This is a genomic window from Moraxella lacunata (assembly GCF_002027545.1).
GTDB lineage: Bacteria > Pseudomonadota > Gammaproteobacteria > Pseudomonadales > Moraxellaceae > Moraxella > Moraxella lacunata.
The window spans coordinates 55,656-76,585 of sequence record NZ_MXAN01000015.1 but is presented as its reverse complement, the minus strand read 5'-3'; the positions used below and the strand labels follow the sequence as shown (position 1 = coordinate 76,585).

Genomic DNA, 20,930 nt, shown 5'->3' with positions numbered 1-20,930 from the left:
TTTGGGGGTCGGTTCAAATTTGCCCTTTTTATAAAAATCAATCACTCTTCATCAAGCAAATCTTTTTCTCGTGCCACCGTCAAAAGGTTATTGGAGCGGTTACCTGTACGGCAAAAGATGTGCAATGGGCGTTCGGTTTCATTAAAAAAATCAGCAAAGGCTTGGACGTGGTTCATGTCCATCATACCGCCAGCAAAGGCGATTTGCTTATAGGCGATACCGTGAGCTTGGCACGCCTGTTCAATCTCGGCAGAGGTTGGCTGTCCTTCTTCTTCACCGTCTGGGCGGTTATTTACCACGGTTTTTACGCCCATGCGAGCCAGTTCTGCCACGTCAGCAGGGGTAATTTGACCTGATAGGGTAATGCGAAATTCGGGGGCGATGTTACTCATAACTTTTCCTAATTAAAAATACTAAAAATCAAAAGGCATATTACCTGTTTTTGATATATTTAGCAAATGGATTTTTAGGATAATTTTGTTATAATAACATCTATTTTTCGGAATAAGTTATGACCAACACCGACTACCATAGCCAAATCACCCACACCCTACACACCACTTGCCACGTCCACGCCATTACACCGCTACACGCTCTAGAAAGTGGTAGTCGGGCATGGGGTTTTGCCAGTTTTGATAGTGATTTTGATGTACGGCTGATTTATCATCATACGCCCGATTGGTATTTGCAGATTTATGATGACAAAGACACGTTTGAATTTATCAATCATGACTTATTTGACGTGCCATTTGATATTGGCGGTTGGGATATTAAAAAAGCATTGGTACATATTCATAAATCCAATGCCGTAATTTTTGAATGGTTAAATTCGCCCATTATTTATCATGGCGATGATGAATTTATTAAAGAAGTGAAATATATCCAATCAGACTTTTTTAACCCCCAAGCAGTTTATCATCATTATCAAGGAATGGCAAAAAAGGCAAATGGTGAACTGGACATATCCCGTCCTATCAAACTTAAAAAATGGTGTTATCTGATTCGTGCATTGCTTGCAAGCCTATGGATAAAAGAATACCAAACCATGCCCCCTGTGTGTATGAATGAAATGTTTGGTTTATTAAATCCCAATAATGTTGATGAATTAAATCACGTTATCCATTTAAAGCAATCGCATGATGAAAAGTATTTATATGAACTACCTCTATCCATGCAAACATTTACCCAACATCTTTGGCAAACAACCCAAGATTTAACTTTTGATAAAAAACAAAAAGGCGATGTTGGTGTGTTAAATGATTTGTTTAGAAAAATTGTTTTTAAATAAATTTATCAATTATATATTTTAAAAATTGATAGATTAAAATACATTTGTAGGGGCAAATTGCAATTTGCCCATTTATATTAAAAATCATATAAAATTAACGAGAACCCCCATGATAACCATTGATTACCTAAAATCCAATAACCTGATTTTATTAGAATGTATCTCAGGCAGTCGTGCCTACGGATTAGACACACCGTCATCAGATACGGATATTAAAGGCGTGTTTTATTTGCCTAAGCCCTTTTATTATGGTTTGCATGATGATTATGTACCACAGGTCAGTAACGAAACCAATGACGTGGTGTATTATGAGCTGGGGCGATTTGTGGATTTATTATTACAAAATAATCCTAATATCATGGAACTACTTGCCACGCCAAGCGATAAGATATTATATAAGCACCCAATTATGGATAAGTTTAATCCTGATTGGTTTATTTCCAAATTATGCCAAAAAACCTTTGCAGGATTTGCCCTTAGCCAAATTAAAAAATCTCGTGGCTTAAATAAAAAAATCGTCAATCCGATGAGTAAAGACAAAAAGAGCCTATTGGAATTTTGTGTGGTATTTGACAATCATAAAAGCGTGGATTTGATAGATTGGCTAAATAAACACAATCTCACCCAATTGCAAATCGGCTTATCCAAAATGCCCCACGCCAGTCATATGTATGCGATGTTTGTCGGCGACTATCGGGGGATTATTCACGATGACAGCCAAGAAGTGTTATTAAGCCCTATTCCCAAAGATGTATCGCCTGTTGCTTATTTGTCATTTAATCAAATGGGATATAGCAAATATTGCCAAGATTATAAAGACTATTGGGAATGGGTAGAAAAACGCAATCACGAGCGTTATGAATCCACCGCCAATCATGGCAAAGGCTATGACGCCAAAAATATCATGCACACCTTTCGGCTATTATACACCGCCTTGGATATTGCTAAATTAGGCAAAGTGATTGTGGAGCGTGATAATCGTGATGAACTTTTGGCAATTAAATCAGGGAAATTTGATTATGATGATTTATTAAAAAAAGCAGATGAATTAATAAAAGAAGTCGAATTGGCATTTGACCAAAGCGATTTACCAGAAATACCCGAGCATTATTTGGTCATAAAAACGTTAATTGAAATACGAGAGCAATTATATGGTTAATTTGCTAAAATTGGTAAATATTGCTATAATACGCCACTTTTTTATTTGATGATGATATGAAATTCACGCTACATAAAACCGACACAAAAACCCGAGCTCGCCGTGGCACGGTACACCTAGCTCATGGCGATGTCGCCACGCCTGCCTTTATGCCTGTGGGGACGTATGGCACGGTCAAGGGTATGCTCCCACGAGACATTCACGCCATTGGGGCGGACATTATTTTGGGCAATACTTTTCATCTGTGGTTACGTCCGACCACGAGCGTGATTGATGAATTTGGCGGATTGCATGATTTTATCGGTTGGGATAAGCCGATTTTGACCGATTCGGGCGGTTTTCAGGTGTTTAGCCTTGGTGCGATGAGAAAAATCACCGAAGAAGGCGTGCATTTTCGCTCGCCTGTGGACGGCTCAAAGGTGTTTTTGTCGCCTGAGATTTCCATGCAAATCCAACACTCCCTAAACTCCGACATCGTCATGCAGTTTGACGAATGCACGCCTTATCCTGCCACGCACACCGACGCCCAAAAATCGCTTGAATTATCGCTCCGCTGGGGGCAACGCTGTCTTGATGAACATCACAAACTGGGTAACAAAAACGCCCTGTTCGGTATTGTGCAAGGCAGTATGTACGAAGATTTGCGGATGCAGTCCTTGACCGCCTTGACCGACATGCCCTTTGACGGCTATGCCATTGGCGGTCTGTCGGTAGGCGAGCCAAAAGATGAGATGATAAAAGTATTAAACTATCTGCCAAACCGTATGCCGTCTGATAAGCCACGTTATCTGATGGGCGTGGGAACACCGTCTGACATCGTGGAGGCGGTAAGACGGGGCGTGGATATGTTTGACTGTGTCATGCCAACCCGTAACGCTCGTAATGGACATCTGTTTACCAGCACAGGGGCGGTTAAGATAAAAAATGCCGTTCATCGCCACGACAAAAATCCGCTAGATAGCGAGTGCGACTGCTACACTTGCCAAAATTTTAGCCGTGCCTATTTGCACCATTTGCATAAATGCGGTGAAATGCTCTCAGCCCAGCTAAATACCATTCATAATTTGCGTTATTATCAAAATCTCATGAAAGGCATTCGTGAAAGCCTAGAAAATGACACTTTTGATGAATTTGTGGCGACATTTTATGCCAAGCAGGAGCTTGAAGTGCCTGAGCTTGGTTTGGTGTAAACTACCTATAAAATAGAGTTTTGCTTTATGTTCAAACTTATATAAGTAATTGATGTATCAAGGGTGAATTGCTATTTGCCCCACAACTCAAAAATAATCATCGAATGGTCAACAAGTTATCATTTTAAGTTGAGATTGGAATAAAATAGGACATGCTAATGATGGGTATTGGCTTAAAACCCAACTTAACAAAACCCCTGCAACAGCAAGGGTTTAATTTGGCAAATAACTGATTTAGGCATCATAATCTTCGGTCGGTGTTAGATTAATCCCTGCCTGTGCTGCCAGTCCATCAGGGCTAAACACCCCTTCATAGACAAAGGATGTCGGTCCTGTCATCATCACTGAGTAGCCTTCTTGATAACGCACGGCAAGGCTACCGCCATAGAGCTGAACTCGCACATCCACCCCTTCATCAATCCAACCTTCACGCACGCCCACAGCGACCGCCGCACACGCACCCGTGCCACACGCCTGCGTCTCACCCACACCACGTTCATAGACACGCAAGCGAACATGGCGTTGATTGACGATTTGGACAAAGCCGACATTAACACGCTCGGGAAATGCTTCATGACTCTCGATGAGCCTGCCTAGACGTGCCACATCGGCAGTCAGCACATCATCCACCAAGATGACCGCATGGGGATTGCCCATGTTGGCAAGGTAGAGCTGAACAGGCTCGCCATCGACATTTAGGCGGTAGGAATTGCCCACTTTGGTGATGGCTTGGGGAGCAAAAGGAATCTCGGCAGGCTCAAATTTGGGCTTACCCATGTCCACCTGCACCCATCCATAACGGTCGGTGGTCAGCGTGATAACCCCGCTTGCCGTCTCCACACGCAAACGCTGTTTAAAGGAGAGTTTACGAGCCTGTACAAAGGACGCAAAACATCTTGCCCCATTGCCACACTGTGCCACTTCCTGTCCATCAGCATTAAAAATACGATATTTAAAATCCACGTCAGGGCGAGACGGTGGCTCAACGATAAGTAGCTGGTCAAAGCCCACGCCCAAATGACGGTCAGCAAGCAGTCGCACCAACTCACTTGTTAGATTCATCCGCTGTGTCACTAGGTCAATCACCATAAAGTCATTGCCCAAACCATGCATTTTGGTAAATTCGATTAACATTGTCGTTTTCCTTTTGTTTTGGCTAAGTTATAAAGTCACACCGTCTATCTTAACATGATACGCCCAAATTGTTAATATTAAAACCAAAAATAAACGCCATAAAATCAGCCCAATAAGCAGATTTTTAATAAAACACTTGTTTTATTTTAGTCTTATGGCAATCAAGCCGCTTTTTGTAAAATTTCATCAGAGCATTTGCTTTTAAAAACAATCATTTACAAATTTGTGACACCATCAATAATCAGAAAAATCTCTTAATATTTTGTTATTGTACAGAAATAATACGTTTTTATACGGTAAACCACCATAAGTTTTGTTAATATCTGTCATGATTAAGAGATATAGTAAATAGACAATCCTAAGGATACATGATGAACGATAAAGACCTTGATAAGCCCGTCAGTTACCAGACCGCCAAAACACCCAAGGATTTTAACCACGATCAGTGATGAATAAAGTAGTCATTGGGCGACTTGGTATTTTTCCGCAAGTAAGCATACCTGTGTTTTTGACTTCTGCACTGCTGATTGTTATTTTTATGATTTTTGGCACTTTATTTAGCGAGATGGCAGGACAGCTCTTTAATAACGCCCAATCCTTTATCACCGAACGATTTGGCTTTTTATTTATCATTTTGATGAACGTTGCTTTGGTATTTTGTTTATACATTGCCATCAGTGGTTATGGTGACATTCGCCTAGGTCATCAGACTGAGACACCCGAGTATAGTTTTGGTTCGTGGATTGGCATGCTGTTTTCGGCAGGGATTGGGATTGGACTGCTGTATTGGGGCACAGCCGAGCCACTGCTGCATTTTGCCAAACCGCCCACCGCTGAACCCAGCACTGTTGAGAGTGCCAAAGAAGCCATGACCTACTCATTTTTACATTGGGGGCTACATGCTTGGGCGGTGTATGCCGTGGTTGCTTTGGGTTTGGCTTATTTTCATTAAATCTCTTTCCNNTTGAGGTTTTTAAAAATCCACAAAAATCGGGGTTTGGAAAGAAGTCTATTATCGGCGTGGTCTGCCCCTATCCATTCGCTCGGTCTTGTTTCCACTCATCGGACAAAAAATTTATGGCAAATGGGGTCATATCGTTGATATCCTAGCAGTGTTCGGCACCATGTTTGGGGTAGTGACATCATTAGGCTTAGGAGTCATGCAGTTAGAGACAGGACTGGCTGACATCATGGGTATTACCCCAAGTTTGACATTAAAAATCGCCTTGATTGCAGGGATAACCGCCTGTGCCACGTTATCAGTCATGGCAGGTCTTAATAAAGGGGTAAAACTACTTAGCGATGTTACCATCATCGGCACGCTCATCATGCTAGGATTTATGATTATCGCAGGCCCTACACAGTTTATTTTTGACAGTTTTGTTGAGAATGTGGGTAACTACACATCATCACTGGTACAAGTTGGTCTATGGAACGAAGCCTACACCGACACCGATTGGCAAGCATCTTGGACGATTTTTTATTGGGCGTGGTGGGTGAGCTGGTCACCTTTTGTGGGGATTTTTATTGCCCGCATTAGTCGTGGACGTACCATCAGGGAATTTATTTTTGGGGTGTTGTTTGTCCCTATGCTACTGCTGTTTTTATGGTTTACCACGTTTGGCGGGGTTGCCATTCATATGGAACTGTCGGGAGATTATGGCTTGACAACGGCGGTATTAAATGACACAGGCAGTGCTATTTTTAAGTTCATTGAATACTATCCTTTTACCCAAGGTTTGATGGTTGTCATTCTTAGCATGATTGTCCTGTGGTTTGTTACCAGTGCTGACAGTGCCAGCTTGGTTGTGGACATGCTCACCGCAGGGGGCAACACCAACCCGCCCAAAGTGCAACGCCTATTTTGGGTGACTTCCGAAGGCGTTATCGCTTGTATCTTATTGGCGGCAGGTGGTCTGTCAGCTCTACAAGCGGCGGCGATTGTGGCAGGCTTTCCCTTTGCCATTGTTGTGCTTTTGATGATGTACTGCTTACTGCGTGGCTTAGGACGTGACAGACTAACCTTATATCGCAAAGGGCAATGGTATATCACCGAAGAATCTGCCGAACATAACAGTGCCAATCAGTTTGTCGATGAGCATCTACTGGCAGGTCCACCAACCTTAAATCCACCCCCACCCAGCCCATCGATGGACAAAAATAATTCATAATGCAAAAGCAATTGGCAACAAGCAAATCATACACCATTATGATTGATACTTAAAATAACCACACATTCCCCTAATTTTGGTGTAAAATTAGGGGAATTTTTGACACATAGACCTACAATGACTGATTTAAAAAACCCTGCCAATTTTAACTTTCCCCACGCTCATCTTAGCAATGATGACCAACACGCCCTGCTTGATTTGCCGACCCGATGGGTGCGAACAGATGACGAGCTATATGAACTCATTGACGAGATAGACAGCGTGGATGTGGTCGCTTTGGATACAGAGTTTATCAAGCGTGACACTTATTATCCGATATTGGCATTGGTGCAGGTCAATACTGGCAAAGGAATATACCTTGTGGACGCCCCACGGCTTGATTTGACCGAGTTTTGGCAGGCTCTGTGCGAAGTGCCGAGCATGGTATGGTATGCGTGTGGAGAAGATTTGGGAATATTTTATCTGCTTGCCAATAATCCGCCCTTGACCAATGTCTTTGATGTGCAAATCGGCGTGGCATATCTGACTGGTAAATTGCAAGTGGGTTACAGCCAAGCGGTCAGTGAGATTCTGGGTGTGGCACTAGATAAAGGCGAGAGTCAGTCCAACTGGCTTGCTAGACCGCTCACGCCCGAGCAAGAGCTGTACGCGGTCAATGACGTGCGTTATCTGCTTGCCCTACATCAGGCGGTCGTGCAGGCACTTAATGATAAGCAGGTGCTGGACTATGTCAATGAAGACAGCACACTCTACGCCAAAGAGCTGTACGACACTCAGCACCTAAGCGATGATAAGCTCTATCTTGACCATATCGCCCCGACCTACACCAGACAGCAACTGGCGGTACTGCGGGGCTTGACCATGTGGCGAGAGTCACTGGCTCGGGCGGTGAATGAGCCACGCAGTTTTATCATTGGTAAACAGCCGTTGCGTGAGATTATTGAGACCCTGCCGACCAACATGAAAGATTTGGCACACACCACCCTAAACCGCTCCGCCCTACGCCGTTATGGTGCCGAGATAATCCGTGTCATCAAAGAAGCTAAAGCCCTGCCCCAAGCGGACATGCCTGTCAAAATCCCCGTTTATACCAGCAAAGCCAAGCCTTTTCGCCATGCCCTAGACGAAGCCACCGACACCCAAGCTCGCCTGCTAAACATTCCAAGCAATCTGCTACTAAAAGGGCGTTGGATTAATGAGCTTATGTATCACGTCTATCAAGGTCTGCCCATCGATGACACACACGCCCTATCGGGGGGCTTGCAAGGCTATCGGCATGCGTGGGTCGTTGGCACGGTACTGCCCCTACTTTATGAGCATGAACAATCCATTCGTGACGGGTTTGATTGTGGTGCTAAGATGTAGCATGATTAAAGGGTAAATATAAACAGCAAAACTACAACCCCTTTTGCACCGCTTTGGCTTGCGTGAGTGTCACATCCACCACCGTCATAAACTCAGGCAGATTCATGCCACGACTGGTCATGCTGACATAACGGTCGCCCGCCACGAACTCGCCATGATAATAGACATCGCTCTTTTTATCGATAAGTTGCTCAAACCTTAGGGGTGTGCCGTTTAGGTCTTCACGGTATAGCTCTTTGATGAGTGTTAAGGGTTTGTCGGGATGAATGTGGGTTTCGGTGATTTCAAGGCGTGCTTTGGTGCTAGGGTGTTCAAATAGACGATACACCCCATCAAAACCCGTCTTGCCAAGCACTCCTTCATACGCTCGCCCTGTCAGCACAAAGCCTGACGGCAAAGCATCTTTGATTTTTACCATTTCAAAGGCAAGGGGCTGTTTTCGCCCGAAGCGATAAGACATTTTGGCGTGCGTGGCGGATTTGAACTCGTGAGTTAATACACCGCCCGATGTACTGCCTGTGTGTTCTAAATTCTTGATTTGGCGTGCGATGTTTTGTCTTTGGGCGACATCAAGCGTGGCATCAGCCAAAGCGACATAACTCACCGCTTGCGTTGTCTCTGTATGGGTTTGACCATCGGAGCTGTCCACACTTGCCGTGGCAGGGGCAACAACCATGCTTGCTACGCCTGCTGACGATTCGGCATTAACAGAGTCTTTGGCGGACTTTTGGTTTCGCGATAGATTGCCCAATAGACTGCCTGATAAGGCAATACCTCCCACCGTCAGACTAAGGGCAATGGCACCGATGAGTAGAGTTTTTTTATTGATAGGAAAACGGGTTAGGGTCATAAGCAAAAGCACATAATCACATCATCCGTCTATTTTATAAAAAATCTGACGGCTAATGATAGATGTTTTTTGTAAATGCCACGCCCCATCCGTACGCTGATGTTGCCATGCTTTGCTTGGTTTGTCCGCATCATAGCTGACCACCATCGTCCCTATCGGCACACAACAGCACGCCAACACTTCATCATCATCTAGGTGTGCTAGTGGGATTTGTTTGGTTTTGGGGGCGTCTGTCGCTCCCTTGACACGCATTTTACACGCCCCACAAAAGCCCTGCCGACACATATAACGCACGTCTTTATGCTCGGTGCGTAACATACCATCAAGCAAGCTCTCGCCTTCATGCAGATAAAACCGCATTTCGTCTGTAAAAATCCACGGCATGACTGATACTTTTGTGATTAGAGTTCAAAATCGTCCAAATCCACCCCATCCAAATCACTGTCAATCTGACCGACCAGATAAGTGGTGATTTCGGTTTCTTGGGGGGCAACTTGCACGTTGTCTGATGACAACCACGCATTTATCCAAGGAATGGGGTTGGATTTGGTCTCAAAAATGGCAGGCAGACCAATCGCCAGCATACGTGTATTGGTGATGTACTCAACATACTGGCACAGGATATCACGGTTAAGACCGATGATAGAGCCGTCTTTGAACAGATAGCTTGCCCAGTCTTTTTCTTGCTCGGCAGCGACACGGAAAATCTCAATCGCTTCGTCTTGGCACTCTTTGGCAATCTCCACCATCTCGGGGTCATCTTGACCGTGTCGCATGAGATTGATGATGTGCTGTGTGCCGTTTAGGTGCAGGGCTTCATCACGGGCAATCATCTTGATGATTTTGGCGTTACCTTCCATGACTTTATTTTCGGCAAAGGCGAACGAACAGGCAAACGACACATAAAAACGGATGGCTTCTAGGACATTGACCGCCACAATACATAGGTAGAGTTTCTTTTTGAGTTCACGCAAATCGCCCTTGCCTGTCAAGTTATACAGCTGACTGGCTTCGTACAAATCATCATAATAAATGGCGATGTCTTTGGCACGGGCAAGGATATGCTCATTATCCATGATGTCATCAAAAATCACGCTTGGGTCATTGACGATGTTACGAATGATGTGCGTATAACTACGGCTATGAATGGTCTCGCTAAAACTCCACGTCTCAATCCACGTCTCTAACTCTGGCAAGGACACGATGGGCAAAAGCACCGCATTAGGGCTACGTCCTTGAATGCTGTCAAGCAAGGTTTGGTATTTTAAATTAGACAAAAAAATGTGCTGAGCGGGGGCAGATAGCTCACTAAAATCAATCCTATCACGGCTGACATCTATCTCTTCGGGTCGCCAAAAAAACGACAACTGCTTTTCAATGAGCTGTTCAAACACAGGATGACGCTGTTGGTCATAGCGAGAGACGTTCACCGCTTGCCCAAAAAACATGGGTTCTTTTAGGGGGTCATTTTTGGTTTGGGGAAAGATAGAATACTGCATGACACTCTCTGATGATTGATTTTTATAAACAAAGGGAGGTTAGGTCTTGTTATCTAAATATGGTGTTATTTTAAAATAAAATCACTATATCATGTGTTTTATGGCGTGCCATTTTAGCATAATTTTTATATCTTGACAGGACTTTTTTGGCAAAATGGGGAAAATTTTGGGTAAGGAATTGATTTTGTGAGATTTTAAGTGGGGCGATGGTAGAGTTGATAAAAACTTGATGAATATAAATACCAAAGGCAGGCACGCCCCCAAACTTCCATCTTATTTTATATAAAATGTTATCAGTGGTAGATGTCCCCAAACCAACACTTGTTTAAAAAATATCCATAACCAAAACCCAAAAATTGTGTTACAATGGCGATACATATAAATCATTCATTTTAAATCAATTTGTGTTTACACGGGGAGATTCTTATGATTTATGCAGTATCGGTGGTGTGGTACGCACTGATTTTTGCCCTTGGTATGGCATTCATCAAAAAAATGCCTGACCGTGCCGAGCGGTGGGTGGGCATTTTGGTGTTTATCGGTTTTTGTGCACAGATTTTGATTAATTATGTTGGACTTGGGCATTTGGGGGCGTTTGAATCACTGGCTCATCTTGACCATGACCGCAGTGCTTTTAATTTGATGGTGCTGTGCCTTATCAGTATTTTTTGCTATTCGGCATTGTTTGTGATATTAATTAAGGCTTATGATTATTATCAAGAGTGATGATTTGTCTTGACATGAGATTGATAATTGTTTTAAAATAAAAGCCTTAATGTTTGTAGGGCTTTATTGCAGGCATAAAATGGATTGGTAGGAGAATTTCCATGATTTATTTGCTGTCATTTATTGTTTATCTTATCGTCTTTGCCATTGGTGTTTATTTTATTGTCATTCATTCCAAAAAGGCAACTGCCATCACGCATGGGGTTTGTGCGGTGGGTTTTGTCATACAGCTACTCATAAACTACCTGTTTTGGGGTAACGTGTCGGCATTTGGTTTTTTGTCAAACATCATTAATAACGAGTGAACTTTAACCAACTTACTGATACTGTTCGTGACCAGCGTGGTATGTTATGGCTTGCTTTTTGTGGTGTTTGCCAAACTAAATGACTATTATCATGAATGATTGGCTATAAAAGTGTGGCAAGAAGAACCGTCATTTGGCGGTTTTTTTCATGTGTTTAAAAAAGCCAAGAATTTTGCTATAATGCTTTGTCCCGTATCATAAGAGAATAACATGTCGATTAAGTCAGACCGCTGGATTCGCCAAATGGCGACCGAACATGAGATGATTGCCCCGTTTGAGCCTAGTCAAGTCCGCCATAACAGCGATGGCGAGAAAATCGTGAGCTACGGCACATCAAGCTATGGCTATGATGTGCGTTGTGCCAATGAATTTAAGGTGTTTACCAACGTGCATTCGGCTATCGTTGACCCTAAGAACTTTGATGAGAAAAGTTTTATTGACATTGTCGGTGATGAATGTATCATCCCGCCCAACTCATTTGCTCTAGCCCGTACGGTGGAGTATTTTAAAATCCCCCGTGATGTGCTGACCATTTGTTTAGGTAAATCCACTTATGCTCGCTGTGGCATTATTGTCAATGTCACGCCCTTGGAGCCTGAGTGGGAAGGGCATGTTACCTTAGAATTTAGTAACACCACCAATCTACCTGCCCGTATCTATGCTGGCGAGGGCGTGGCTCAAATGCTGTTTTTCCAATCCGATGAAGTCTGTGAAACTTCCTATAAAGATAGGGGTGGTAAATATCAAGGGCAAACGGGTGTTACTTTGCCAAAAACTTAACTTGTCATTTGCCATTTACCATTTATTATTTATTATTTTAAAAAGAGAATACCATGTCTGATTTACGTATTGAAAAACGTCATAACTTTGACCTTGTCACTGCTCGCACCAAAGCCAAAGCATGGCTAGAAGAGGCAAAGCAAGAGTTTGATTTTGAGGCGACCTACCAAGAAGGAGCGGATAGTGACACCGTAAGTATCAAAAAAGCAGGTGTGGACGGACGTGCGTTTTTGGACAGCGATAAAGTCATCTTTGAGGCGGATTTGAATTTTTTGGCAAAGCCGTTTAAGGGTATGATTAGTAGTGGTATCCAAGAGGGTTTGGATAAGTTTTTTGCTTAATCCATGCCTGCCATGACCATGTCTTATTCATTTATCATCAGCACGCTAAGTCTTAGCGTGCTTTGTGCATTACCTGCATTTGCCAATACACAGCCTGCTACTCCTGCCAACTTACAGACATCAATCAGTCTGCCATCTGCCATCAGTGATAAGCTTGCCAAAAGCGGATTATCAAGCGATGACATCAGTATTTGGGTGATGGCAAGTGATGGTTCGGCACCGCTCATCAGTCATCTGGCGGATACACCACGCACCCCAGCGTCCACGCAAAAGCTTATCACCACTGCCATTGCTTTGGACGTGATGGGGGCGGATTATCGTTGGCAGACACGGCTATACACCGATGGCGTGGTGGTTGGCGATACTTTATATGGGAATCTTATCATCAAGGGCAGTAGCGACCCATCACTGACTCATGACCGCCTTAGTGCCATGTTTTCACAGCTGACGGCTCGGGGCGTGCGTCACATTAAGGGCGACATCATTGTCGATAATACTGGCTTTGTCAATGTCGCCCAAGATGTCAATGCTTTTGACGGGCAGGGACTGCGAGCCTACAATGCCCAGCCCAATGCCTTTTTGATAAATTTTGGCACGCTTGAAGTGAGTATGATACCATCGGGTACATGGGTGTTTGGGTCGGGGCAGACAACTGGGCAGGATGTCACGATTGGTGAACCTGTGCCGTATTTTCGTCCGACAGATGGGACGGTTGCGGTGCAGGTATTGCCAAAGTTGGCGGATTTTCACGCACCGACCATGATACAGGGCGATATCCAGTCATGTCGCACCAAGCCAAAATTTGGCTTATCTGCCGATACTTTGACCATCACAGGACAAGTGGGTGTGAGCTGTGGGCAGGCGAGTGAGTGGCTAACCTTTGCTGACAGCGAAGCGTTTATTACCAGAGCGGTCAAAGGTACATGGCAAGCCCTTGATAAGGACTTTGTTGGGCAGGTTAGGTTGCGACAGCCTTATGATGGGGCAGGGCGAACGTTATCGCCTTTGCTGTCCTTTGCGTCCAAGCCTTTGTCTGAGCAGGTATATCAGATTAACCAATACTCTAATAACGTCATGACCGAGCAAGTGGCTCTGTCTTTGCCTCTGATGATGGGTCAAAAAACGAGCGATTACCCCAAAAGTTTTGCCCTGATAAATACATGGTGGCAACAACATCTTACCACGCCTGCCCCCATCATGAGCCGAGCGTCAGGACTGTGCCGAGATTGTGTGGTTACTCCTAGGGCGTTGGGTGAGCTGTTAGCATTTAGTCAGACTAAGCCGACATTTGAGACATTTAAAGCGTCTTTGCCGATTGTGGGGCAGACAGGCACGATGGCAACCTTTGCCAGACGCCGTCCCCATAGTCCCGCCATCGGACGTGCCTTTATCAAGACTGGCAGACTAAATAATGTGGCAAGCATTGCAGGCTATGTCATGGGACAGTCAGGTAAGATGTACGTGGTGGTTGCCATCATCAATGCCGATGGGGCGGGCAATAACACGCACGCCCATGATGTGTTAGATAAAGTGATAGAATGGACGGCGGGACAGTCTTAATATAAATCATAAAAAATAAAGCAGTCTCAAAACTGCTTTATTTTTTATACATTCAACAAACCATTAACAGCGACGATTGATACTATCGGCAAAGACATAAGAGAACTCTTTGTTTTTACCTTCAAAACGCCAGTGCCATGACTCTTCAGAAACGCCACTGTATCTAGAATAGTCGGGGGTGAAAGTTTGGTAAAAACCGTGCTCATGGGCATGTTGCTGTAGCCAACGATACCCTGCTGTTTTGGCAAAGTTATGGTCAATCGGGGAGAAGTCCACCGCAAGCCCTGTATGATGTTCAGAGTAGCCAGGGTGTGAGGATGTATGATAGATTTGCTTGGCACTTTGCCCTTGTTTTTTCTTATTGGCAACGATTTGGGCTTGACGGCTTGACGTGCGTAAGATAGAGCCAGGGGTTAGCGTGACCCCGTCAGCACGAGCCGCTTTAATCATCTCTTGTAAGGCAGGCTTGGCGGCACGATGAATCTTGAATTTTGGGTCACTGCCATAGCCACTAGGCACAAGGTCGCTAGGGTCGGCATCGGCATATCTAAAATGCTTGATACCCACTTTTAGAGCTTCGGGGGCACATACCGAACCTGTGGCATTGGCATCATATTGGGGTGTTGGCGTGTTAAAATTGCCTTGCTGAGCTTGATAGGCGGGGCCTTGGTTCATCGCTTGCTGTGGCTGGTGTTGATGATGGGTCTGTTGGTTTTGGTTGTACCCTGTATAAGACCGCCCACTTTGGTCGGCAATGGCGGTAGGGTTAGTGGGTTGGCTGATGACGTGAACGGTGTTTTTGCTTGGGCTTGCGATATACCCCGAGCCTGATTGGTTGTTTGTAAAAGTTGCAATCGCACCAACCGTGCCAACCCCCAAAAGCCCTGCACCAATCAATAAATCTCTTGTGCGTTTTTTCATAAAATTACCTAAATCATTCATTATTAGATTACCATTACTAAGTGGATTGTTGTGGGTTTTTAAAATACCCAAATAAAAATAAAAATGGTTGAATCAGATTGCAAAACGAGCAATGCAAAAAATGCATCGCTCGCCTTTTAAATATCATGGATTAACTGCAAATATAATCTGAGCGAGCCCAGCCGACACTGCGACCGAATTTAACTTTGTACCACACCCAGCCATTAGAGTTGCGTTCGCCAATGATACTAACATCACTTCCGTTAGGCATGCGAGCTAGAACTTTATAATTCTGACCAGGGCCTGAACGGAGAAGTACATTACCATTGGTTTGGTGAGTGCAGGCATATCCGTATGAGCCACCGCCGTTATAGGCAGGACCTACTTTGGCAGAAATGTTGGTAGAAAAACCGATGGCACTGGTCGCAATCAAAGCGATAAATAATGATTTTAACTTCATCATCAATGCTCCATAAGCAGATAAATATTGGGCGATACAGGTATTTTTAAAATACATTTGTATTCTATGAAATATTACCATGATTTTCTGTTTAAAACAACAAAATTATTGTAACAAATAAGAAACAATTTATCGCCAAAAAACAACCGTTTATTCAACTGCTTATGATGGCTGATTAAAGCTGATTAAAGTTATTGGTCAACTTTTTTGCAGACATTTTCCAAGGCTTTTTCTATTAACTGCTCGCTGACGCCTTGTTCTTTGAGTTCGTTAATAAAGGCAACATCATCACTAAGAGAGTATTCGGAATTATCACGGTCAAGCCCTTGACGGATATAAAAGCGAATGAGTGGTTGAATGCACTCAAAGCCATGCTCGCCCTTGACTTTTTCCAAATGTTCCACAATCTCGCCCGTCAAACGCAGATGAATGGGGCGTAAGGTGTGGTTGTGATTAAGATACATAAAACACCGTCTTTTTAAAATGATTAAAATGGGGGCTTATGTTACCAATATTTGGGTGAAATTTCAATGAATATTCCTGATTGGCATTCATTTAAAGTTATTTAAAATCTTTTAAAAGTTGGCGATTGCCGACATTTGATTTGACCGATGATTTTGGTAAAATGGCAAAAGTTTTGATAAAAATGATAAAAACAAGCCAAAACTGATAAAATCACGGCACGATTATCAAGTTTAGCCAAAAATTAGCCACATAGAAGTAACATTACCCCCAAATTTTTGCAAAACTAGGCTAGATTGCAACATAAAAACGTGGCACAATGACCCCACTTTCCAAGAGTGCCTTAAATTACATTGATGGCTTTTTAAGAGCTTTTAATGGCTGTTTCATGATTTTACAGGATAATCAAATTTAATCAGCTTTTCATCGGTTTTTAAAAGCCATATAAAGTGGCACAAGGCATTCAAACCAATCATTTTATTATTTGGAGTTATCATGAATACAAAAATCGCCCTAAGCACATTGGCATTGACTTTGCTTCCCATGACGGCTTTGACCGCTCATGCCAATGACACGGCAGTGACTAATTTAAATAACCTGCTTAAAAACACCAAATCAATGACCGCCAATTTTTCACAAACAACCAAAGCAGGTGGTAAAAGCCAAAGTTTTAGCGGTAGCATGGCGGTAGAGCGTGGCAACAAATTCCGCTGGGACACCAAATCGCCATCAGAACAGCTCATCGTGGCAAATGGTAGTAGCATGTGGGTGTATGATAAGGACTTACAACAAGCGACCAAGCAGTCGGTAAACAACCAAGTCGGGGACGCACCTGCCTTACTATTATCAGGCGACCCTAATCAAATCACACGCAATTTTACCGTCAGTCAGCCAAGCAAAGGCAAAAACTACTATGTTCTAAAACCCAAATCAAGCTCAGCCAATTTTAGAGATTTGTCAATCAGCTTTAATGGTGGCAAGCCTGTGATGATGGTGCTAAATGACAGTATCGGACAGACCACGTCGATTCGTTTTAGCAACATTAATATCAACAAAAACATTCCTGCCAGCCAATTTAGCTTTACCCCGCCTAAAGGTGTGGATGTGATTAATCAGTAAGGGAAAAAACGCCAAAACCGCCATTTTAGACAGGATGGCGGTTTTTGATTGTATAATATTTAATCAACTCACATCCATACACCAGTACTTTGTGGTGAGATATTCGTCCAAGCCATATTTTGAGCCTTCACGCCCAAATCCTGACTGCTTAACCCCGCCAAATGGAGCCACTTCGGTGGAGAGTAGCCCTGTATTTTGGGCGACCATGCCGTATTCTAAGGCTTCGCTCACTCGCCATGCTCGGGCGTGGCTTTGGGTGTAAAAATAGGACGCCAAACCATAGGGGGTATTATTCGCCTGTCTGATGACTTCGGTTTCATCGTCAAACACAAAAATCGGAGCAATCGGAGCAAAAATCTCTTCGTGGGCGATGTCCATGTCGTCCGTGATGTCCGTGATGACCGTCGGTAAAAAACAGCGTGTGTGCGTGGGGTGAGACTTGCCCCCTGTGATGAGTGTCGCCCCTTTATCTAGGGCATCTTGGAGCAGTTTTTGGGTTTTTTGTACGGCGGTGTCATTGATAAGACAGCCGATGTCTGTGTCATCTGACAGTCCATTGCCAACGTGTAAGTCATTGACTTCTTTGGTAAATTTGGCAATGAACTCATCTTTTATCGTTTGATGAACATAAATGCGGTTGGCACACACGCACGTCTGACCTGCGTTACGATATTTGGACGCTATCGCCCCTTTGACTGCCTTATCAATGTCGGCATCGTCAAACACGATAAAAGGAGCGTTACCGCCAAGCTCCAAGGAGAGCTTTTTGACCGTACTGGCACATTGTTCCATGAGTAGTTTACCGACCCGAGTAGAGCCTGTAAAGGACAGCTTTTTAATGCGTTCATCGGACGTGAGTACACCCCCGATAACGTCCGCTTGACCTGTTACGATTTGCAAAACGCCCTTAGGAATGCCTGCTTGAATGGCAAGCTCGCCTAGGGCGAGAGCGGAAAATGGCGTTTGGCTATCGGGCTTGACAATCATCACGCACCCTGACGCTAGGGCGGGGGCGACTTTACGGGTAATCATTGCTGACGGGAAGTTCCACGGCGTGATACTGGCACACACGCCCACGGGCTGTTTTAGCACCACATAGCGTAGATTGGCGTTCGGGCTGGGTATCACATCCCCATACGCCCGTTTGGCTTCATCGGCAAAAAAGCGGATAAAGCTGTTGGCATAGCCAATCTCCCCACGAGATTCTTTTAAGGGCTTTCCTTGCTCTGTGGTCATGATGATAGCTAGGTCTTCACGATTTTTATCAATCAAATCCGCCCAGCGGTGCAAAATGACCGCTCGTTCATTGGCGGTTAGGCTCGCCCATGCTTTTTGGGCTTCATTGGCAAAACCGATGGCTTCTACGACTTCATCGGCGGACAAATCGGGAATGGTGCCGATTTTTTCATCATTAAAGGGGTTGAACACGTCGATGGTGTTGGCGGATTTGGCGGATTGCCATGTGTTATTGACGAGTGCGTGTTCGTGGAATAGCTTGGGGTTGGATAATTTCATAAAAACTCCTGTTGGCGGTCATGCTATGCATGGTAGTTATACAATCATATTTATAAGTCTAATTTCTCAAACACCGCCCGATAAAACCATGCCTTTTTATCAAGGGCAAGCGGATACGCCCGTGATGATGACGGCAGACGGTGCAGAGTAACAATTTTATTGTCAAATGTTAAATTTACCGATTGCCCAACTTTTGGCATGTTAATATCAAAATCGGACAATAAAATCTGTGTCGCCTTTTCGCCTGTAGTGATGATATGATTGCACTCGGGCAAGGTGGCTAATAAGCCTTGAATGTCGGATTTTTGGATAATGGTTAAAAATTTATCGGACGCATTGTTATTTTCACGAATGACTGTTTTGGCAGTGTCATAAATGGCAATGCCTTGTTTGTTTAAAAAATCTTTTAAAAGTGTCTCTTTAAACTTTTTACCGTCAATAAAATAATCTTTATCATCAAAAAATACCAAGCCCATAATCCGCCACATGTCATTATTTAAATTGGGATAATAAAAATTCATCGCCCAGCGATTAGGCGGTGGTGGAAAACTGCCAAGCATCAACACTTTGGCATGGAGTGGGACGAATGGCGGTAAGAGGTGGGATTCTTGCATAATATTCTACAATAAAACAAAACCTTCCGCCCGACTTGCTTTTTTATCAAAGGTATAAACGGGTAAATTATCCAAACTGCGACTTTTGCACGCTATCAATAAATCAGATAAATCAAAAGTATTATTTTGGGCGTATAGTAGGGTTTGTTTTAGATGATTGGCTTGTTCAAACGTTAAAAAAAGGGAAATTTAATAAAGTTAATAGCGAATGGATAATTTCATGTCTAGGAATTTTATAACTAAATGCCAATACCCAATTTACTTCCAAAACCACCAATAAAGAGATAAAACCCTGTTCATTATTCGTATGAAATTTTTGAAATAATGCCACCACTTTTTGATATTGCACGGTATCGTCTTTGGTTAAATAACGCACCAAAATATTGGTATCAAGACTAATCATAACTCCGCCTTATCCATTTGTGAAAAATGGTGGTTTATGCCGTCATTCATTTCATCAATGGTTAGTGACTGCTTGACATAAGGGGCAAGCAGTCCGCCTGTATTTTCAATCATGGCAAGCACGTCATCTTTTTTGGCGGTTTTTTGATTATTTTTAAAACTCACCAAGCGATGAGAGTGCGTCAAGTCATCAATCAACCACTTAGGAAACACCACACTACCGTCTGCATTGAGTGGCAACATGATAGACAAACTGCTGTCGGTGGGGCTATTGATGATGATTTGGGTCATATATATTCCTTAGAGATTATTAGGATGTGTCTTTTGTTTTTTATTGCAAATGCCAAAGGCAAATACAACTTATGGCAATAAAACAAACCCTTCCGCCCGACTTGCTTTTTTATCAAAGGTATAAACGGGTAAATTATCCAAACTGCGACTTTTGCACGCTATCAATAAATCAGATAAATCAAAAGTATTATTTTGGGCGTATAGTAGGGTTTGTTTGACTTCTTTATTGTGTTCTATGTCAAAAATTGGCATATGGCAAAGATTTATCATTTCATGGATAATATCTTGACGGGCGATTTTATAGCGAAATGACAACACCCAATTTAATTCAATCAACACCAACAAAGAAATAAAGGCTTGTTTTTGATTGTTTTCTAAATCTTGCAAAAAGTGCAATACTTTTTGAAATTGAATTTCATCATCTCTTACCAAAAACCGCACCAAAATATTCGTATCCAATGAAATCATGAATTACCCCAAGTGCTAAATTGCTCGGCGATACTGTCATTCATCTCATCAATGGTGGATTTGATGTGGGTTTTGTGTTGTAGTCGCCCTGCCATGTCTTGAACTGATAAAGATTGTTTTTGCGGTGTGGGTCGTTTGGGGGTGATGACAAATTCTATTGGCAGATTTACCTGCAAATTCATGTCATCAATCAACCACTTAGGAAACACCACGCTACCGTCCGCATTGAGTGGTAACATGATAGACAAACTGCTGTCGGTGGGGCTATTGATGATGATTTGGGTCATGGTATGCTCCTTAGGTTGTCCGT

At 43.4% G+C, this 20,930-nt stretch carries 24 protein-coding genes and 1 pseudogene; 11 read left to right on the top strand and 14 right to left on the bottom strand.

The genetic code is table 11. The features are described 5' to 3' along the window. Positions 1 to 41: 41 nt before the first annotated feature. Positions 42 to 392 carry a protein tyrosine phosphatase family protein gene (locus tag B5J94_RS03450; protein WP_062498900.1) on the bottom strand — a complete coding sequence of 117 codons (351 nt, stop codon included), beginning with the start codon at positions 390 to 392 and terminating at the stop codon, positions 42 to 44. Positions 393 to 511: 119 nt separating this feature from the next. Here B5J94_RS03450 and B5J94_RS03445 point away from each other — a divergent pair, with 119 nt between their 5' ends. The 3 genes from B5J94_RS03445 to tgt all read left to right on the top strand — a co-directional run bounded on the left by B5J94_RS03445 (position 512) and on the right by tgt (position 3,637). Continuing rightward, positions 512 to 1,288, top strand: coding sequence for a nucleotidyltransferase domain-containing protein (locus B5J94_RS03445; RefSeq protein ID WP_062498899.1), 777 nt, complete (start codon positions 512 to 514; stop codon positions 1,286 to 1,288). A 109-nt stretch (positions 1,289 to 1,397) separates the two neighbouring features. Further along, positions 1,398 to 2,447 carry a DNA polymerase beta superfamily protein gene (locus tag B5J94_RS03440; RefSeq protein ID WP_062498898.1) on the top strand — a complete coding sequence of 350 codons (1,050 nt, stop codon included), beginning with the start codon at positions 1,398 to 1,400 and terminating at the stop codon, positions 2,445 to 2,447. Between the two features lie 56 nt (positions 2,448 to 2,503). Beyond that, positions 2,504 to 3,637: a tRNA guanosine(34) transglycosylase Tgt gene (tgt, locus tag B5J94_RS03435; RefSeq protein ID WP_062498897.1), complete on the top strand. Its 1,134-nt coding sequence runs from the start codon at positions 2,504 to 2,506 to the stop codon at positions 3,635 to 3,637. 234 nt (positions 3,638 to 3,871) lie between these two features. On the opposite strand, the gene dapF is transcribed toward tgt, so the two are convergent. Continuing rightward, a complete protein-coding gene (gene dapF / locus B5J94_RS03430) occupies positions 3,872 to 4,771 on the bottom strand; it encodes a diaminopimelate epimerase (RefSeq protein ID WP_062498896.1) in 900 nt (299 codons plus the stop codon). 448 nt (positions 4,772 to 5,219) lie between these two features. Here dapF and B5J94_RS03425 point away from each other — a divergent pair. Then, a pseudogene (locus tag B5J94_RS03425) lies at positions 5,220 to 6,942 on the top strand (BCCT family transporter). A 117-nt stretch (positions 6,943 to 7,059) separates the two neighbouring features. Beyond that, a complete protein-coding gene (locus tag B5J94_RS03420; RefSeq protein WP_143821889.1) occupies positions 7,060 to 8,307 on the top strand; it encodes a ribonuclease D in 1,248 nt (415 codons plus the stop codon). Between the two features lie 31 nt (positions 8,308 to 8,338). Here the strand turns inward: B5J94_RS03420 and B5J94_RS03415 are convergent, their stop codons facing one another. Genes B5J94_RS03415 through nrdB form a run of 3 tightly spaced genes read right to left on the bottom strand, consistent with a single transcriptional unit; the run spans position 8,339 to position 10,656 of the window. Then, on the bottom strand, positions 8,339 to 9,157 hold the full coding sequence (locus tag B5J94_RS03415) for a Rossmann-fold NAD(P)-binding domain-containing protein (protein WP_062498893.1): 819 nt from the start codon (positions 9,155 to 9,157) through the stop codon (positions 8,339 to 8,341). 21 nt (positions 9,158 to 9,178) lie between these two features. Beyond that, a complete protein-coding gene (locus tag B5J94_RS03410; protein ID WP_079363935.1) occupies positions 9,179 to 9,541 on the bottom strand; it encodes a 2Fe-2S iron-sulfur cluster-binding protein in 363 nt (120 codons plus the stop codon). A 17-nt stretch (positions 9,542 to 9,558) separates the two neighbouring features. Beyond that, entirely contained in the window at positions 9,559 to 10,656 is a 1,098-nt protein-coding gene (nrdB, locus tag B5J94_RS03405) for a class Ia ribonucleoside-diphosphate reductase subunit beta (RefSeq protein WP_062498892.1), read from the bottom strand. Positions 10,657 to 11,082: 426 nt separating this feature from the next. On the opposite strand from nrdB, the gene B5J94_RS03395 reads away from it, so the two are divergent. The 5 genes from B5J94_RS03395 (at position 11,083) to B5J94_RS03375 (ending at position 14,368) form a co-directional block, all read left to right on the top strand. Then, on the top strand, positions 11,083 to 11,382 hold the full coding sequence (locus tag B5J94_RS03395; protein WP_062498890.1) for a hypothetical protein: 300 nt from the start codon (positions 11,083 to 11,085) through the stop codon (positions 11,380 to 11,382). Positions 11,383 to 11,483: 101 nt separating this feature from the next. Next, positions 11,484 to 11,687 carry a hypothetical protein gene (locus B5J94_RS03390; protein WP_062498889.1) on the top strand — a complete coding sequence of 68 codons (204 nt, stop codon included), beginning with the start codon at positions 11,484 to 11,486 and terminating at the stop codon, positions 11,685 to 11,687. Between the two features lie 210 nt (positions 11,688 to 11,897). Continuing rightward, positions 11,898 to 12,467, top strand: a complete 570-nt coding sequence (dcd, locus tag B5J94_RS03385; RefSeq protein ID WP_062498888.1) for a dCTP deaminase — start codon at positions 11,898 to 11,900, stop codon at positions 12,465 to 12,467. 53 nt (positions 12,468 to 12,520) lie between these two features. Continuing rightward, positions 12,521 to 12,808 (top strand): polyhydroxyalkanoic acid system family protein, encoded by a 288-nt coding sequence (locus B5J94_RS03380; protein WP_062498887.1) that lies wholly within the window; start codon positions 12,521 to 12,523, stop codon positions 12,806 to 12,808. An 18-nt stretch (positions 12,809 to 12,826) separates the two neighbouring features. After that, on the top strand, positions 12,827 to 14,368 hold the full coding sequence (locus B5J94_RS03375; protein ID WP_158081031.1) for a D-alanyl-D-alanine carboxypeptidase/D-alanyl-D-alanine-endopeptidase: 1,542 nt from the start codon (positions 12,827 to 12,829) through the stop codon (positions 14,366 to 14,368). Between the two features lie 63 nt (positions 14,369 to 14,431). Here the strand turns inward: B5J94_RS03375 and B5J94_RS03370 are convergent, their stop codons facing one another. From B5J94_RS03370 to B5J94_RS03360, 3 genes are all read right to left on the bottom strand, one after another. Further along, the gene (locus tag B5J94_RS03370) at positions 14,432 to 15,289 is read right to left on the bottom strand and encodes a M15 family metallopeptidase (protein WP_062498885.1); all 858 of its coding nucleotides are present in this window, start codon (positions 15,287 to 15,289) and stop codon (positions 14,432 to 14,434) included. A gap of 151 nt (positions 15,290 to 15,440) precedes the next feature. Continuing rightward, positions 15,441 to 15,806, bottom strand: a complete 366-nt coding sequence (locus tag B5J94_RS03365) for an SH3 domain-containing protein (protein ID WP_062498884.1) — start codon at positions 15,804 to 15,806, stop codon at positions 15,441 to 15,443. A gap of 134 nt (positions 15,807 to 15,940) precedes the next feature. Next, on the bottom strand, positions 15,941 to 16,213 hold the full coding sequence (locus B5J94_RS03360) for a hypothetical protein (protein ID WP_062498883.1): 273 nt from the start codon (positions 16,211 to 16,213) through the stop codon (positions 15,941 to 15,943). Between the two features lie 493 nt (positions 16,214 to 16,706). On the opposite strand from B5J94_RS03360, the gene lolA reads away from it, so the two are divergent. Further along, positions 16,707 to 17,330, top strand: coding sequence for an outer membrane lipoprotein chaperone LolA (lolA, locus tag B5J94_RS03355; RefSeq protein ID WP_079363932.1), 624 nt, complete (start codon positions 16,707 to 16,709; stop codon positions 17,328 to 17,330). A 63-nt stretch (positions 17,331 to 17,393) separates the two neighbouring features. Here lolA and B5J94_RS03350 read toward each other — a convergent pair whose 3' ends face one another. The 6 genes from B5J94_RS03350 to B5J94_RS03325 all read right to left on the bottom strand — a co-directional run bounded on the left by B5J94_RS03350 (position 17,394) and on the right by B5J94_RS03325 (position 20,907). Further along, positions 17,394 to 18,845 carry an NAD-dependent succinate-semialdehyde dehydrogenase gene (locus B5J94_RS03350; RefSeq protein ID WP_062498881.1) on the bottom strand — a complete coding sequence of 484 codons (1,452 nt, stop codon included), beginning with the start codon at positions 18,843 to 18,845 and terminating at the stop codon, positions 17,394 to 17,396. Between the two features lie 50 nt (positions 18,846 to 18,895). Then, positions 18,896 to 19,459, bottom strand: coding sequence for a uracil-DNA glycosylase family protein (locus B5J94_RS03345; protein WP_062498880.1), 564 nt, complete (start codon positions 19,457 to 19,459; stop codon positions 18,896 to 18,898). 166 nt (positions 19,460 to 19,625) lie between these two features. After that, complete coding sequence (locus B5J94_RS03340; RefSeq protein WP_062501769.1) at positions 19,626 to 19,862, bottom strand: PIN domain-containing protein; 237 nt, start codon at positions 19,860 to 19,862, stop codon at positions 19,626 to 19,628. Further along, positions 19,859 to 20,152 carry a hypothetical protein gene (locus tag B5J94_RS03335; protein ID WP_062501771.1) on the bottom strand — a complete coding sequence of 98 codons (294 nt, stop codon included), beginning with the start codon at positions 20,150 to 20,152 and terminating at the stop codon, positions 19,859 to 19,861. The genes B5J94_RS03340 and B5J94_RS03335 overlap by 4 nt, the downstream gene beginning before the upstream one ends. Positions 20,153 to 20,221: 69 nt before the next feature. Beyond that, a complete protein-coding gene (locus tag B5J94_RS03330) occupies positions 20,222 to 20,620 on the bottom strand; it encodes a PIN domain-containing protein (RefSeq protein ID WP_079363931.1) in 399 nt (132 codons plus the stop codon). Continuing rightward, a complete protein-coding gene (locus tag B5J94_RS03325) occupies positions 20,617 to 20,907 on the bottom strand; it encodes a hypothetical protein (protein ID WP_062499267.1) in 291 nt (96 codons plus the stop codon). Before B5J94_RS03325 ends, B5J94_RS03330 begins: the two co-directional genes overlap by 4 nt. Positions 20,908 to 20,930 lie beyond the last annotated feature (23 nt).

Excerpts from the sequence above, each read along its gene's own strand:
- B5J94_RS03450 (WP_062498900.1), bottom strand. The coding sequence starts at position 392 with ATGAGTAACATCGCCCCCGAATTTCGCATTACCCTATCAGGTCAAATT.
- B5J94_RS03445 (WP_062498899.1), top strand. The coding sequence starts at position 512 with ATGACCAACACCGACTACCATAGCCAAATCACCCACACCCTACACACC.
- B5J94_RS03440 (WP_062498898.1), top strand. The coding sequence starts at position 1,398 with ATGATAACCATTGATTACCTAAAATCCAATAACCTGATTTTATTAGAA.
- tgt (WP_062498897.1), top strand. The coding sequence starts at position 2,504 with ATGAAATTCACGCTACATAAAACCGACACAAAAACCCGAGCTCGCCGT.
- dapF (WP_062498896.1), bottom strand. The coding sequence starts at position 4,771 with ATGTTAATCGAATTTACCAAAATGCATGGTTTGGGCAATGACTTTATG.
- B5J94_RS03420 (WP_143821889.1), top strand. The coding sequence starts at position 7,060 with ATGACTGATTTAAAAAACCCTGCCAATTTTAACTTTCCCCACGCTCAT.
- B5J94_RS03415 (WP_062498893.1), bottom strand. The coding sequence starts at position 9,157 with ATGACCCTAACCCGTTTTCCTATCAATAAAAAAACTCTACTCATCGGT.
- B5J94_RS03410 (WP_079363935.1), bottom strand. The coding sequence starts at position 9,541 with ATGCCGTGGATTTTTACAGACGAAATGCGGTTTTATCTGCATGAAGGC.
- nrdB (WP_062498892.1), bottom strand. The coding sequence starts at position 10,656 with ATGCAGTATTCTATCTTTCCCCAAACCAAAAATGACCCCCTAAAAGAA.
- B5J94_RS03395 (WP_062498890.1), top strand. The coding sequence starts at position 11,083 with ATGATTTATGCAGTATCGGTGGTGTGGTACGCACTGATTTTTGCCCTT.
- B5J94_RS03390 (WP_062498889.1), top strand. The coding sequence starts at position 11,484 with ATGATTTATTTGCTGTCATTTATTGTTTATCTTATCGTCTTTGCCATT.
- dcd (WP_062498888.1), top strand. The coding sequence starts at position 11,898 with ATGTCGATTAAGTCAGACCGCTGGATTCGCCAAATGGCGACCGAACAT.
- B5J94_RS03380 (WP_062498887.1), top strand. The coding sequence starts at position 12,521 with ATGTCTGATTTACGTATTGAAAAACGTCATAACTTTGACCTTGTCACT.
- B5J94_RS03375 (WP_158081031.1), top strand. The coding sequence starts at position 12,827 with ATGTCTTATTCATTTATCATCAGCACGCTAAGTCTTAGCGTGCTTTGT.
- B5J94_RS03370 (WP_062498885.1), bottom strand. The coding sequence starts at position 15,289 with ATGAAAAAACGCACAAGAGATTTATTGATTGGTGCAGGGCTTTTGGGG.
- B5J94_RS03365 (WP_062498884.1), bottom strand. The coding sequence starts at position 15,806 with ATGTATTTTAAAAATACCTGTATCGCCCAATATTTATCTGCTTATGGA.
- B5J94_RS03360 (WP_062498883.1), bottom strand. The coding sequence starts at position 16,213 with ATGTATCTTAATCACAACCACACCTTACGCCCCATTCATCTGCGTTTG.
- lolA (WP_079363932.1), top strand. The coding sequence starts at position 16,707 with ATGAATACAAAAATCGCCCTAAGCACATTGGCATTGACTTTGCTTCCC.
- B5J94_RS03350 (WP_062498881.1), bottom strand. The coding sequence starts at position 18,845 with ATGAAATTATCCAACCCCAAGCTATTCCACGAACACGCACTCGTCAAT.
- B5J94_RS03345 (WP_062498880.1), bottom strand. The coding sequence starts at position 19,459 with ATGCAAGAATCCCACCTCTTACCGCCATTCGTCCCACTCCATGCCAAA.
- B5J94_RS03340 (WP_062501769.1), bottom strand. The coding sequence starts at position 19,862 with ATGATTAGTCTTGATACCAATATTTTGGTGCGTTATTTAACCAAAGAC.
- B5J94_RS03335 (WP_062501771.1), bottom strand. The coding sequence starts at position 20,152 with ATGACCCAAATCATCATCAATAGCCCCACCGACAGCAGTTTGTCTATC.
- B5J94_RS03330 (WP_079363931.1), bottom strand. The coding sequence starts at position 20,620 with ATGATTTCATTGGATACGAATATTTTGGTGCGGTTTTTGGTAAGAGAT.
- B5J94_RS03325 (WP_062499267.1), bottom strand. The coding sequence starts at position 20,907 with ATGACCCAAATCATCATCAATAGCCCCACCGACAGCAGTTTGTCTATC.